This is a genomic window from Rhodovulum sp. DZ06 (assembly GCF_050586345.1).
In the GTDB taxonomy this organism is placed as follows: domain Bacteria; phylum Pseudomonadota; class Alphaproteobacteria; order Rhodobacterales; family Rhodobacteraceae; genus JBOCEF01.
The window spans coordinates 19,936-33,556 of record NZ_JBOCEF010000052.1; the positions used below are offsets into that span (position 1 = coordinate 19,936).

The 13,621-nt window shown below is 72.9% G+C and carries 11 protein-coding genes; 6 read left to right on the forward strand and 5 right to left on the reverse strand.

Annotated features, from left to right (window positions below; translation table 11 throughout):
- The first annotated feature begins 187 nt into the window (after positions 1-187).
- The 3 genes from ACQ5SO_RS18210 to ACQ5SO_RS18220 all read left to right on the forward strand — a co-directional run bounded on the left by ACQ5SO_RS18210 (position 188) and on the right by ACQ5SO_RS18220 (position 2,103).
- A complete protein-coding gene (locus ACQ5SO_RS18210; RefSeq protein WP_430943065.1) occupies positions 188-499 on the forward strand; it encodes a YciI family protein in 312 nt (103 codons plus the stop codon).
- A complete protein-coding gene (locus ACQ5SO_RS18215) occupies positions 496-1,092 on the forward strand; it encodes a DNA-3-methyladenine glycosylase I (protein ID WP_430943066.1) in 597 nt (198 codons plus the stop codon). The genes ACQ5SO_RS18210 and ACQ5SO_RS18215 overlap by 4 nt, the downstream gene beginning before the upstream one ends.
- Positions 1,093-1,203: 111 nt before the next feature.
- Complete coding sequence (locus ACQ5SO_RS18220; RefSeq protein ID WP_430943067.1) at positions 1,204-2,103, forward strand: SMI1/KNR4 family protein; 900 nt, start codon at positions 1,204-1,206, stop codon at positions 2,101-2,103.
- Between the two features lie 87 nt (positions 2,104-2,190).
- Here ACQ5SO_RS18220 and ACQ5SO_RS18225 read toward each other — a convergent pair whose 3' ends face one another.
- Together ACQ5SO_RS18225 and ACQ5SO_RS18230 are read right to left on the reverse strand one after the other, a co-directional pair.
- A complete protein-coding gene (locus tag ACQ5SO_RS18225; protein WP_430943068.1) occupies positions 2,191-4,467 on the reverse strand; it encodes a molybdopterin cofactor-binding domain-containing protein in 2,277 nt (758 codons plus the stop codon).
- A 5-nt stretch (positions 4,468-4,472) separates the two neighbouring features.
- Positions 4,473-4,961, reverse strand: a complete 489-nt coding sequence (locus ACQ5SO_RS18230) for a (2Fe-2S)-binding protein (RefSeq protein WP_430943069.1) — start codon at positions 4,959-4,961, stop codon at positions 4,473-4,475.
- Between the two features lie 275 nt (positions 4,962-5,236).
- Between ACQ5SO_RS18230 and ACQ5SO_RS18235 the strand changes: the two genes are divergently transcribed.
- Positions 5,237-5,980: a TetR family transcriptional regulator gene (locus ACQ5SO_RS18235; protein ID WP_430943070.1), complete on the forward strand. Its 744-nt coding sequence runs from the start codon at positions 5,237-5,239 to the stop codon at positions 5,978-5,980.
- 14 nt (positions 5,981-5,994) lie between these two features.
- Here ACQ5SO_RS18235 and ACQ5SO_RS18240 read toward each other — a convergent pair whose 3' ends face one another.
- On the reverse strand, positions 5,995-6,864 hold the full coding sequence (locus ACQ5SO_RS18240) for a branched-chain amino acid aminotransferase (protein WP_430943071.1): 870 nt from the start codon (positions 6,862-6,864) through the stop codon (positions 5,995-5,997).
- Between the two features lie 162 nt (positions 6,865-7,026).
- On the opposite strand from ACQ5SO_RS18240, the gene ACQ5SO_RS18245 reads away from it, so the two are divergent.
- Positions 7,027-7,983, forward strand: coding sequence for an acetyl-CoA carboxylase carboxyltransferase subunit alpha (locus ACQ5SO_RS18245; RefSeq protein WP_430943072.1), 957 nt, complete (start codon positions 7,027-7,029; stop codon positions 7,981-7,983).
- A 92-nt stretch (positions 7,984-8,075) separates the two neighbouring features.
- Here the strand turns inward: ACQ5SO_RS18245 and ACQ5SO_RS18250 are convergent, their stop codons facing one another.
- On the reverse strand, positions 8,076-9,500 hold the full coding sequence (locus ACQ5SO_RS18250) for a Glu/Leu/Phe/Val family dehydrogenase (protein WP_430943073.1): 1,425 nt from the start codon (positions 9,498-9,500) through the stop codon (positions 8,076-8,078).
- Between the two features lie 351 nt (positions 9,501-9,851).
- On the opposite strand from ACQ5SO_RS18250, the gene ACQ5SO_RS18255 reads away from it, so the two are divergent.
- Positions 9,852-10,847: a hypothetical protein gene (locus ACQ5SO_RS18255; protein ID WP_430943074.1), complete on the forward strand. Its 996-nt coding sequence runs from the start codon at positions 9,852-9,854 to the stop codon at positions 10,845-10,847.
- A 117-nt stretch (positions 10,848-10,964) separates the two neighbouring features.
- Here ACQ5SO_RS18255 and hrpB read toward each other — a convergent pair whose 3' ends face one another.
- Positions 10,965-13,505 (reverse strand): ATP-dependent helicase HrpB, encoded by a 2,541-nt coding sequence (hrpB, locus tag ACQ5SO_RS18260; protein WP_430943075.1) that lies wholly within the window; start codon positions 13,503-13,505, stop codon positions 10,965-10,967.
- Positions 13,506-13,621 lie beyond the last annotated feature (116 nt).

The window sequence follows — 13,621 nt, forward strand, 5'->3', positions numbered from 1 at the left end:
CATGATGACGGAGTTTCAATTCAGCGTGTCGTGAGGCGGGGCGGCGCAGGGCCGCGGGGGCCGCGGGGCGCGGCGGCGCCCCCGCGAAACCGTGAGCGCGCGCAAGGCGCGAAAAGGGGTGACGGGCGGCGCGGAAGCGGCTTATGTGTTCCCCATCCGTTCCGATCCAGTCCAGGGAGACGCCGCCATGCTCCTCATCGCCTTCCTTCGCTTCGGCCCCAACAAGGCCGCCGCCCCGCAGCACATGGAGGGGCGCCAGGCCTGGCTCGCCGCCGGCCTCGCAGACGGCGTGCTCCTCGCCTCCGGCTCGCTGGTTCCGACCGAGGGGCAGGGGGGCGGCGGCGCCGTGCTCGCCCATGGCCTGACGCGCGCGGCGTTCGAGGCGCGTCTGGCCGAGGACCCGTTCGTCGCCGAAGGCGTGGTGGAGGCGGATGTGCAGGTCATCGACATCTCCCGCGCCGATCCGCGGCTGGCTTTCCTCGCGGAGGGCGCGGCATGAGCCTGGCCGAGTTCCCCGACGGCGTCGCGCGCTGCTCCTGGTGCGCCTCGGACGATTTCTACGTCGACTACCACGACCGCGAATGGGGCCGCCCGGTCGCCGACGACCGCAGGCTCTTCGAGAAGATCTGCCTCGAGGGGTTCCAGTCGGGCCTCTCCTGGCGGACCATCCTTGTGAAGCGCGACAATTTCCGCGCCGCCTTCGAAGGCTTCGATTTCGACAAGGTGGCCGAATTCGGCGCGTCGGATGTCGAGCGCCTGCTGGGCGATGCGGGCATCATCCGCCACCGCGGCAAGATCGAGGCGACCATCAACAACGCCGCCCGCGCGCGGGAGATGGTGCAGAGGGAAGGCTCGCTCGCCGCCTTCGTCTGGCGTTACGAGGCCGCGCCCGCGCCTTACGAGGTCCGCGCCACCTCCCCCGAATCCGTCGCCATGTCGAAGGAGCTGAAGAAGCGCGGCTGGAAATTCTTCGGCCCCACCACGGCTTATGCCTTCATGCAGAGCATGGGCCTCGTGAACGACCACCACCCGGACTGCGCCCACCGCGCGGTGTGCGAGGCGGAGCGGGCGGCGTTCAAGCGCCCCGCCTGAGGCGGCGTGGACCGGGGGCGTGGACCGGGGCCGCGGGGCAGGGTATCGATGTCCTCCAGAACAGGTGCGGGCCGGACCATGTAAAACCCGGGCCGCGTGGGAGGATTTCAAATGACGCCTGCTGAAAAGCTCCGCCGTATCTTCGACTGGACGCAGGAGGTGCTGGACCACGTCACCGACACGCCCGCCGCGCAGGCCGACCCCGCGGCGGTCGCGGCGCTCGAAGCCCGGCTGGGCGTTCCGCTCCCCGACGCCGTGGCCGAGGCGCTGCGGACCTGGGACGGAGAGCCGGACCCGATGGGCTGCTTCCTCGGGCATGAGTGGATGTCGATGGTGAAGATCAACCGCCACCTCGACGACGTGAAGCAGTTCGACAAGCCCGAGAACCCCACCGTCCCCGACGAGGCCGCCGCCGAAGCGGCGTTCGACGAGATCGCGCAGGGCTTCCTCACCCATGTCCCCGCGGGCTGGGCGGAGGTCAAATTCGGCATCGGGCCGGGCGTGATGAAGCTCGGCGCGCCGAAGCTGCCGGACGGGAGCTTCGCCGGCAAAGCGGTGGATTTGCCGCGCGAGGCGGGCGATGCGCTGATGGCCCGCGTGCGCGCGCTGATGGCGGCGGAGAACGCGGCCTATGGCTGGGACGAGCTCGAATTCACCTTCCACGCCGACGGCACGCGCGAGGTGACGCGCAAGCGCTACGACAACCTGCACAAGTACCAGCGCTACCACCCCGAGGGCGCGATCCGGGACAAGTACATGCACCTGAAGTGGCTGCCGCTGGTCCATGACGGCGGCGGCAACTATATCGGCGTCGACCTCGATCCCGGGCCGAACGGCACGGTCGGGCAGGTGATCGTGTTCGGCCCGGGCGAGGACGACCATTTCGTCATCGCCCCGGACTGGGACGGCGCGCTCGACCATTTCCTCGGGCGGATCGAGAGCGATTCCGGGCCGATCCGCGAGGGCGCCCACCTGCATGACCTGATCCGCGAGGCGTTCGTGGGCGGCTGAGCGCCGCGGCGTCCCACGGCAGGCGCATGAAAAAGGCCCGGCGCGATCCCCTCGCGCCGGGCCTTTTGCCGTCGGAACGCCGCCGCCTCAGACGAAGTCCACCTCGTCCGAGAAGGGCATCGCCCGCAGCCGCTTGCCGGTCAGCGCGAAGATGGCGTTGGCCAGCGCCGGGGCCGCCGGGGGGGTGCCCGGCTCGCCCGCGCCGCCCATGAAGGGCGAATTCTCCAGCAGCTCCACGTGCACCGCGGGGGCCGAGGCCATGCGCAGGGCGTCGAACCCGTCGAAGTTCAGCTCCTGCACCTGGCCGCCCTCAAGCGAAATCCGCTGCATCATCGCCGCCGAGAGGCCGAAGATGATCCCGCCCTCCATCTGGGCGCGGAAATTGCCCGGGTCGACCACTGTCCCCGGATCGGCCACGCACCACACGTTCTCGAGCTTGATGGCCCCGTCCTGCTCGGACACCTCGACCACCTCGGCCACCCAGGTCCCGAACGAGAGGCACAGCGCAACGCCCTTGGCCCGCCCGGGCGCGCTCTCGCCCCAGCCGGACATGGCCGCCACCCGCTCCAGCGCCGCCTTTCCGGGGGCGAATTCGGGGCGGTCCATCATCTTCAGGCGCATCTCGAGGGGGTCGAGCGCCGCGCGATGCGCGATCTCGTCCATGAAGCCCTGGTGGAAGAACCCGTTCTGCGAATTGCCGACCGAGCGCCAGAAGCCCACGGGAACCCCGAGATCCACCGAGATGCCCTGGTAATCGGCGTTGGGCACGAAGAAGGGCTGGTTGAACAGCCCGTCGATGGCCGACTTGTCCGGGCCGCCGCCTTCCATGCCGAAGGTGCGCCTCAGCACCGACTTGGTGATGTGGGGGGCCGCGACGCGCATCTCGATCGCCGTCGGGCCTTCATTGCGGCGCACATGGGCGCGGAACCGGCCCAGCGCGGGGGGGCGGTACATGTCGTGGGACATGTCCTCTTCCCGCGTCCAGGTCATCTTCACCGGGCGCCCGTCGGTATGCTGCGACAGCTGGGCGGCGAGCATCGCCACGTCCACCTCGAAGCGCCGCCCGAAGCCGCCGCCCATGGGCAGGGTGGCGACCTCGACATCCGAGGCCGACAGGCCCACGAGCGGCCCGCACACGTCCTGGATGATGGTCGGCGACTGGTTGCCGGACCAGACCTTCAGCGTGCCGTCCACCAGCTGCGCGGTGGCGTTCATCGGCTCCATGCAGGCATGGGCGAGCATCGGCGCGCGGTATTCGGCCGACAGGATCTCCGCCTCCGGGGCGGCGCGCAGCGAGACGGGGGCGTCGCCGGTCACGCCCATTTCGAAGGCGTTCGGGTGGCGTTCCTCGTCCAGCGCCTCGGACAGCGCGGCGAACTGCGCGTCGGTCGAGGCGGGATAGGCGGGGGCGGGCCATTCGGCAGCCAGCGCCTCGGCGCCCTGGAAGGCGGCCCAGGTGTTGCGGGCGATGACGCCGTAGCCCTCGCCCAGCGGGGTCTTGAGCGGCACCACCTTGACCACGCCGGGAACGGCGCGGGCCGCGGCCTCATCCGCCTTCACCGGTTTGCCGCCGAAGACGGGGGACATCTTCACCGTGGCGTGGAGCATCTGCGGAAGCTCCACGTCGATGCCGAAGATCGGCGCGCCGGTGACCTTGGCGTGGATGTCGACGCGCTCCTGGGTCCGCCCGATCAAGCGCCAGTCTTCGCGCGGGGTCAGCGCCGGATCGTCGGGCAGGCCCTTCTCGGCGGCGGCGGCGGCGAGCTCCCCGAAGCCGACCGCGCGGCCGGAGGCGGGGTCCTTGAAGGCCTTGCCCTCGATCACCAGCCGGTCGGCCGGTACGCCGAGGCGCTCGGACGCGACACCCGCCATGGCGATGCGCGCGGCGGCGCCCGCCTTGCGCATCTTGTCCCAGGCATCGACCACCGAGGTCGAGCCGCCGGTGCCCTGCAGCCCCAGCACCTTGCCCATGGTCCGGCCCACGGTCTCCATCATCCCCGAGGCCCAGCTTTCGTCCCAGGCCGGGGCCTCGCCCGCCTCGGCCAGCATCGCGCCGTTGTAATAGGCGGCGCCCGCGGGGCCGTGCTCGACCGTCACGTCGGAAAGCTGCACGCCCAGCTCCTCGGCCACCAGGGTGGCGAGGCCGGTATGCACGCCCTGGCCCATCTCGGCGCGCGGCGCGATCACGGTGATCTCGCCCTCCGCGGAGATGACCAGCCAGGGGTTCAGCACGCTCTCGTCCCCGTCCCGTGTCCCGTTCAGCGGGTTCGGGTGCGGGGCGGCGACGTAGTAATAGCCGACGGCGAGGCCGCCGACCGCGGCGGCGCCGAGGCCCATGAAGATGCGGCGGGTGATCTTGCCCATGACGCTCAGCCCTCGGCGATGGCGCCGGCGGCGCGGTGGATGGCGGCGCGGATGCGCGGATAGGTCCCGCAGCGGCACAGGTTGGTCATCGCATCGTCGATGTCCTGGTCGGTGGGGGCGGGATTGTCGCGCAGCAGCGCCGCGGCGGCCATGATCTGGCCCGACTGGCAATAGCCGCACTGGGGGACCTGCTCCGCCTCCCACGCGGTCTGCACGGCCGAGAGGACCGGCGGCTCGCCCGAAGCCGAGGCGGCGGCGGGCATGGCGGCGGGCAGGCCCTCGATGGTCGTCACCGCGCCCTCGACCACGCCGACGGGCATGGTGCAGGAGCGGGTCGGAACCCCGTCGATCCACACCGTGCAGGCCCCGCAGGCCGAGATCCCGCAGCCGTATTTCGGCCCCTTCACGTCCAGCAGATCCCGCAGCGCCCACAGAAGGGGCATGTCGGGATCGGCCTCGAACTCCCGCGTCTCGCCATTGACCGTCAGCTTCATCCTACCCTCGCCGTCTTCTTGGTGGGGCGCGGGGGGACGGCCCGCGCCGCGCCCGGCGCGCCGGGCTGAACATCCAGGCGCCGGCGCCGCGCGGTAGAGGGGGAACAACGCTCCGCGGCCCGTCTGGGGATGGGGCCGCTCCCCCATTGCGGCGGGGGACGAAGGAGCGCCTGCGCGGCGCCGACTGTGGGGATAAATGGGAACCGGGGCCGGGATGTCAATAAGAGAACAGCGTTCGCTTGCCGTCGATCCCATTCCACGCTACATCTTCGCACATGGCGGATGATGGATTCCAGAGGGCGCGCAGCCCGGAGCGCAAGGCGGAACGTCGCGCGTCGATCCTGTCGGCGGCGCGCGCGCTGCTGGACGAGGGCGGCCCGGAGGCGGCGACGCTCAGCGCCATCGCGTCGCGCGCGGGCGTGGTGAAGTCCGGCCTCTACCGTTATTTCGAAAGCCGCGAAGAGATCCTGATCCAGCTTCTGATCGACGGCTGCGAGAAGATGGTCGAGGAGCTGGAGATCGAGGCCGGGACCCTCGCCGCCTCGGACGCGCCGCAGGATCAGCGTTTGCTGCACCTGGCCGCCGGAACCGCCGCCTGCTTCGCCGAGCGTCCGCGCCTGTGCCACCTCGTGTCGATCATGGCCGGGACGCTCGAGCAAAACATCTCGGCCCCCAAGATCGTCGAGCTGAAAAGCGCCATGTACCTGCTGCACCAGCGCGGCGTCGCGGCGCTGGTGCGCGGGCATGGGGCGCTGAGCGCCGAGGGCGCCGAGATCGCGATGCGGATGATCTTCACCTCGGTCGCCGGGCTGTGGCCGATGGCCAATCCGGGGCCGAAGGTGCGCGAGGCGGTCGAGGCCGCGAACCTGCCCGCCTTCGCCTATGATTTCGAGGATGCGCTGCGCTGCGCCGCCTATGCCGCCTTCTCGGGCGCCGAGGCGGCGGCGCGCTGCCCCGAGGCGGCCGCGGGGTTGTCGTCGGGCGGCTGCAGCCCGCGCGTGGACAAGGGCAAGGCCTGACGCCGCCGCGCCCCTCAGCCGTGCGCGAACTCCCAGTAGAGCTTCTTCGCCAGCCGCGCCACCGGCCCGACCTCCAGCTCGCGCGTCTCGAACCGGGTCAGCGCGCCGATCTTGCGCGCATTGCCGGTCGAGAAGATCTCGTCCGCCTCCCACAGGTCCTGCACGCTCAGCACCGCCTCCACGCACTCGACCCCGTTGGCGTTCAGCAGCTTGATGACCCGCTGCCGCGTGATTCCGTTGAGGAAGGTGCCGTTGATGATCGGCGTCGCCGCCACCCCGTCCTTGACGATGAAGAGGTTCGAGGACCCGAACTCCGCCACGTTGCCGATGGGATCGAGCGAGATGGCGTCGTCGAACCCCTTCGCGCGCACCTCGCGCAGCATCCGCGCGTTGTTGGGATAAAGGCAGGCGGCCTTCGCCTCGGTCATCGCCATGCTCGGGTTCGGACGGCGGAACGAGGAGATGGCGGCCGAGGCGCCGGCCTCGAACTTCGCCTCGTCCGGCATCGGGAATTCCTCGATGCACAGCGCGAAATCGGTGCTTTCGGGGTCCGGGCCGATCAGCGCCGCGTCGCCGTCCTTCGACCAGTAGGTCGGGCGGATATAGAGCGCCTCGCCCCCGTTGAAGCCCGCGATGCCTTCCTGCGCGATCTCCACCAATTCGCCGTCCGAATGCACCGGCGCCATCCCCATGGCGCGGGCCGAGCGGTTGAGGCGCGCGCAATGCAGGTCGAGATCGGGCGACACCCCCTCGAAGGTCCGCGCCCCGTCGAACACCGTCGTGCCCAGCCACAGCCCGTGCGTGGCCGCCCCCGCCACCGGCACGTCGCCTTCATGCCAGGCGCCGTTGTGGAAAGTGCGGATGCGGCCGTCGCTCATGCTCATCGGGAAAGGTCCTTGTTCGAGTGCGCGGCCACGATGCGCGCGGGGGGGCGCGGGATCAAGGGGGGCGCGCCCGCGGCGTTTTCCGCGTCGCGGCGCATTGAAAATCCGGCCCGGCAGGCATATTCGAAGGGCCGAGCCACCGCCGAAAGGGACCGCCGCGCCATGCAGACCTACCTGGACTTCGAAAAGGGCCTCGCCGAGATCGAGGGCAAGGCCGAAGAGCTTCGCGCCATGGCCCGGCAGGACGAGAGCGTGAAGGTCGAGGAAGAGGCCGCGGCCCTCGACGCCAAGGCGGCCGAGATGCTGGCCGAGCTCTATGCCGACCTGACGCCCTGGCGCAAATGCCGCGTCGCGCGGCATCCCGACCGGCCCCATGCGCTCGACGTCATCGACGCGCTGTTCGACGAGTACACGCCGCTGGCCGGCGACCGCGGCTTCGCCGAGGACGCGGCGGTGGTGGGCGGCCTCGCCCGGTTCCGCGACCGCCCGGTGGTGGTGTTCGGGCACGAGAAGGGCGCCGACACCCGCTCCCGCATCCACCGCAATTTCGGCATGGCCCGCCCCGAGGGCTATCGCAAGGCGGTGCGCCTGATGGACCTCGCCGACCGCATGGGCCTGCCGGTGATCACGCTGGTGGACACCGCGGGCGCCTATCCGGGCAAGGGCGCCGAGGAGCGCGGCCAGTCCGAGGCCATCGCCCGCAGCACGGAAAAATGCCTGCAGATCAAGGTGCCGCTGGTGTCGGTGATCATCGGCGAGGGCGGCTCGGGCGGCGCGGTGGCGTTTGCGACCGCCGACCGGGTGGCGATGCTGGAGCACTCGATCTACTCGGTGATCTCGCCCGAGGGCTGCGCGTCGATCCTGTGGAAGGATTCGGAGAAGATGCGCGAGGCGGCCGAGGCGCTGCGGCTGACGGCGCAGGATCTCTACAAGCTCAAGGTCATCGACCGGATCATCGACGAGCCGGTCGGCGGCGCCCATCGCGACCGGGAGCTGACCATGGCCCGCACCGGCTCGGCCATCGCGGCGATGCTGTCCGAGGTCGACGCGATGGGCCCGGACCAGCGGCTGGCGGCCCGCCGCCGCAAGGTGCTGGAGATGGGGCGCCAGGGCCTCTGACCCGCCGCCCTGCGCCGCTGAATGCAGAACGCCCGCCGGTCTCCCGGCGGGCGTTCCGCGTTCTTCGGACCCGGCGCCTGCAGACCCTGCGCCTACAGGCCCAGCGCGCGATAGCTCTTGGCCACCTTGTCGATGGCGCACAGATAGGCGGCGATGCGCAGGTCCGGCACGTCCTGCCGCTCGCGCCACACCTCGCGCATCCGCTGGTACGCCTCGCGCATCGTGTCGTCGAGGCCCGAGCGGACCAGCTCCAGCTCGTCCGCCCCTTGCAGGTACTTGCGCTGGAACTCGGCCGAGAGGTTCACCCCCGCGCCGCCGAGCTCATCGAGCAGCAACTGGTGGCGGGCCTCCTCGCGCCGCCGCTCCATCCGCCCGAAACGGATGTGCGAGAGGTTCTTGACCCATTCGAAATAGGACACGGTCACGCCGCCCGCGTTGGCGTAGAGGTCGGGGATCACCACGATCCCCTTCTTGCGCAGGATCTCGTCCGCGCCGGCGGTGATCGGGCCGTTGGCCGCTTCGATGATCAGCCGCGCCTTCACCCGGTCGGCGTTGGAGAGGTTGATCACCCCCTCCATCGCCGCGGGGATCAGGATGTCGCACTCCATCTCCAGCGCCGCGTGGCCGTCGGCGCGGTAGGTCCCGCCCGCAAAGCCGCGCACGCCGCCGGTCTCGGCGATATGCGTGCGCAGGGCCTCGATGTCGATGCCCTCGTCGTTGATGATCGCGCCGTCATGCTCGGCCACCGCGATCACGCCCGCGCCGTCCTCCTCGGACAGGAACTTGGCGGCGTGATAGCCCACGTTGCCGAGGCCCTGGACCACGACCCGCTTGCCCGAGAGCCCGCCGGTCATGTTCGCCCAGGCCACGTCCTCGGGGTGGCGGAAGAATTCGCGCAGCGCGTATTGCACGCCGCGGCCCGTCGCCTCGACGCGGCCCAGGATGCCGCCGGCGTCGAGCGGCTTGCCGGTGACGCAGGCGGGGCTGTCGATATCGGTGGTGTTCATGCGCCGGTACTGGTCGGCGATCCAGGCCATCTCCCGCTCGCCCGTGCCCATGTCGGGTGCGGGCACGTTCTGGGAGGGGTGGATCAGGTCGCGCTTGATCAGCTCGAAGGCGAAGCGGCGGGTGATGCGCTCGAGCTCGTCCTCCTCCCACTGGCGCGGGTCGATGCACAGGCCGCCCTTGGAGCCGCCGAAGGGCGCCTCGACCAGCGCGCATTTGAAGGTCATCAGCGCGGCCAGCGCCTCCACCTCGTCCTGGTTGACCGACTGGGCGAAGCGGATGCCGCCCTTGACCGGCTCCATGTGCTCGGAATGCACCGACCGGTAGCCGGTGAAGGTGTGCACCCGCCCGCGCAGGCGCACGCCGAAGCGCACGGTATAGGTGGCGTTGCACACGCGGATCTTCTCCTCGAGCCCCGGCGAGAGGTCCATGAGCGAGACGGCGCGGTTGAACATGATGTCGACGGAGTGGCGGAACGACGGCTCGGGGGCTGCGGCTGCGGCGGCTGACATCGGGGGGTCCTTCAGGGTTCGGGGTTTCCCGGCGCTCGGGCGCCCGGGTCGGGGCGCCCCGCGGCGGAGCGGTCGCGGCTCCGCCGGGGGCGTCGAGGCTCTTCGGACATGGTGAACAAATCATGGCGGATCCGCCGGAGGGGGAAAGAAATCCGGGTGTTCGCGGAATGTTTCGGGTTGGACCGGCCGGGCCGGGGGGCATGGCAACGGTTTCGCAGGGGGAAGGGGCGCAGGATCGGGCTGTCTCGTCCGTTCTGATTCGGAGCCCGCGTCATGGATCCCTGCGTTCCGCGCCCCGCCCGGCGCCCGTCCCCCTCCGCCGCCGCGCCCCGGCGCGCGGGGGCCCGGCCCGTGCGCGCGGCCGCCTGCCTCGGCGCGCTGCTCTGCGCCGCGTCGCTGCCCGCCGCGCCCGCGCGGGCGGCGATGTTCCTCGGGCCCACGGGCCTTCCGGCGCCCGAGCGGGTGGTGGGCTTCGAGGGCGCCGCGCGCGCGCCCGGCGCGCTGGTGCGCGGGCTGGCGCGGGCGGGGGTGACCTTCTCGCGCCCGCTCGCCCTCTCGCCCCAGCGGGTCGACCACGTGGCGGGGATGTCGGGCGCGGCGCTCGGCTCCCACGGCGACGCGGGCTGGACCGGCGCGCTCTCGATCCTCTGGGCGCAGGACCAGGAGGCGGCGGCCTTCGCCTTCGCCGCCCCCGGCGCCTGGGTCGAGGCGACGGCGCTGCTCGACGGCAAGGCGGTGGAGACGATGCGCTGGCAGGCGGGCTGGTCGAACGCCGACACCGCCTATGTCGGCTTCACCGGCGTGCGCTTCGACGAGATCCGGCTGCGCACCGACGCGGCGCTGATCCTGCTCGACAACCTTCAATGGGGCCACGCGGCGCCGGCGAGGGCGGCCGCGGCGGGCGCCGCGCAGGCGTCGCGCGCGGCCCCGCCCGGCCTGGCGCTGCGCCGCGATCACGCGGCCACCGGCGGGCAGGCGGATCGCGGCGGCGCGGCCGAGCCGGGGATGACGGCGGATCGCGGCACGGCGGCGGAGCCGGGGATGACGGCCGACCGCGGCGCCCAGGCCGAGCCGGGGACCAGCGCGGATCGCGCCGGGGCGGCGGAGCCGGGCGCGACGGCGCGGCGGCCGCAATCGACGGGCGAGGGTCTGCAGATCAGCCGCGCCCACGCGCCGCTCTCCTCGGCGCCGGCGGCGCCCCTGTCCGTCGGGGCGGCCCTGGCGCTCGAGGGGGCGGAGGAGCCGCCGATGGTGATCCCGCTCCCGGGCACGCTGGCGCTGCTCTCCGGCGCCTTCGCGGCGCTCGGGGTGCTGCGCCTGCGCGGGCGGGTCCTCGCCCGCGGCTGACGGAGGCGGGCGGCTGGCCGAGGCGGCGCCCCCCGGCGGCGTCCCCCCCCCTCCGCGGCAGCGTCCCTGGCAACGGTCCCCTCGGCGGCCCCCTCGGCGGCGCCCTCGGCGGCCCCCTCAGCGGCCCCGCGGCTTGGCCCGGCGCGTCGCCTCCGCCGCGGCGGGGTCCTCGGGCCAGGGATGGCGCGGGTAGCGCCCGCGCAGGTCCTTGCGCACATCGGCATAGGAATTGGCCCAGAAGCCCGGCAGGTCCGCCGTGGTCTGCACCGGCCGCCCCGCGGGCGACAGAAGGTCCAGCAGCAGCGGCAGCCGCCGCGGCCCCACCGAGGGATGCTCGGTCAGCCCGAACAGCTCCTGCAACCGGATCGCGATGGCGGGCGGGTCGCGGTCGTAATCCACCGGGACCTTGCTGCCCGTCGGCGCGGTGAAATGGGACGGCGCCGCCGCCTCCAGCGCCTGCGAGGCGCCCCAATCCAGCCGCGCGGACAGGAGGGAGGCGAGGTCCAGCCGCTCCAGCTCTCCCGCCCCGCGGATGGTCCCGAGATGCGGCGTCAGCCACGCATCCAGCTCCGCCAGCAGCGCGTCGTCGGACATGTCGGGCAGCCCCTTCACCCCCGCACGGCGGCCGAAATCGACCCGCGCGCGCAGGCGCATCGCCGCCGCCGTCCAGGGCAGGCATTGCAGGCCGAGCTCGCGCACCCCCTCGGCCATCGCCGCCGCCCGCGCCTCGGGCGGCGCGTCGGGCCAGCGCCGGTCATCCAGCACCAGCGCGAAGAGCCGCCGCTGGATCCGCGCCTCGACGGACCGGGTGCGGGAATTCCACTGGCAGACGCGCACCTCCTCGAGGCGGTCGCCATACAGCGCCTCCAGCTCGGCCCGGTCCAGCGGCGCGGCGAGGCGGATCTTCGCCTGCCGCGGGTCGCCATCCGTGTCCGCCACCGCCAGCAGCCGCTGCGATGACAGCGGATCGCCCCCGCTCAGCGCTGCGCCCTTGCCGCCGGACAGAAGATACCGCGCCTCCGGCCGCTCCCGCGTCGCCTCGCCGTTCCGGCGCATCAAGGCGATCCGGTCCGGGTAAGCGCGGGCGAGGAGGGCGCCGGGCGATTCCGCATCGCCCGGCCCGCCGCCGCCTTTCGCCGACCGCTCGAGCCGCTTCGCCGCCTCGCGGATCGCCGCCAGCCGCCCCGGGTCGGCGCGATAGGGGTGCTCGGACGCGAAACGCTTGCCGCCCGCGAGCGCCGACAGCCGCAGCGACAGGTCCGACGGCGCCTCGCGCGGCAGCGGATCGCGATCCTCGAGCAGCGCCGCCAGCCGCGCCGCGTCCCGCCGCGAGGCGGCCGGGGCCGAGAGCATCATGTGCGCCAGCCGCGGATGCGCCGGGGCCCGGGCCAGCGCCTTGCCATGCGCCGTCGCCCGGCCTTCGGCGTCGAGCGCCCCGAGGTCCCGGAGCAGCGCCTGCGCCTCGCGGAACGCGGCCTCGGGCGGCTGGTCGGGGAAGGAGAGGTCGCCCGGCGCCGCCCCCCACAGCGCCAGCTCCAGCGCCAGCGCGGCCAGGTCCGCCTCCAGGATCTCGGGGCGCGGGGCAGGGGCCATGCCGCCCTCCTCGCCCTTGGTCCAGAGCCGCGCGCAGACGCCCGGCTCCAGCCGCCCGGCCCGGCCGCGTCGCTGCTCTGCCTCGGCCTTCGTCACCCGGTCCGTCACCAGCCGCGACATGCCCGAGGCCGGGTCGAACCGCGCCCGCCGCGCCAGCCCCCCGTCGATGACGATGCGCACCCCGTCGATGGTCAGCGAGGTCTCGGCGATCGAGGTCGCCAGCACCAGCTTGCGCCCCTCCGAGGCCCGGATCGCGGCGCGCTGCGCGGCGAAGGGCAGGCCGCCATGGAGCGGGCGGATCTCGACGCCCGGCAGCCGACCGGACAGGCGCTGCTCCACCCGCGCGATCTCGCCCGCCCCCGGCAGGAAGGCGAGGGCGGAGCCGGGCTCCGCCGCCATCACCTCGGCGATCAGGTCCGCCATCGCGTCCTCGAAACGCGGCCCGCGGCGGCCCGCCGGGGCGCGCCAGGGTTTGACGAGATGGCGTGTTTCCACTGGAAACATCCGCCCGTCCGAGCGGATCACCGGCGCGTTCCCCATCAGCGCCGCCAGCGCGTCGGCGTCCAGCGTCGCGGACATGGCGACGATGCGCAGGTCCTCGCGCAGCGCGCCCTGCGCCTCGAGCGCCAGCGCCAGCCCGAGATCGGCGTTCAGCGAACGCTCGTGGATCTCGTCGAACAGCAGCGCCGAGACGCCGCTCAGCTCCGGGTCCGATTGCAGCATCCGGGTCAGCACGCCCTCGGTCACCACCTCGATCTTCGTGTCCGGCCCGCAGGTGTTCTCGCCGCGGATGCGCCAGCCGACCGAGGCGCCCGGCGTCTCGCCCACCAGCGACGCGATCCGCTCGGCCGCGGCGCGGGCGGCGACGCGGCGCGGCTCCAGCATCACGATGCGCCCCGTGGCCCAGGGCTGGGCGGCGAGGTGAATGGGCGCAAGGGTGGTCTTGCCCGCGCCCGGCGGCGCCTCGAGCACCGCGCAGGGCGCCTCCGCCAGCGCGGCGGCGAGCGCGGGCAGCACGGCGCGGACAGGAAGGTCCGGAAGGGCGGTAAGGCTCGGGATCTGCATGGGGAGGGGATAGCGGGTGGGCCGGCGTTGGTCGAGGGAGACTGGGGGGGGGGGGGGGGGGGGGGGGGGGGGGGGGGGGGGGGGGGGGGGGGGGGGGGGGGGGGGGGGGGGGGGGG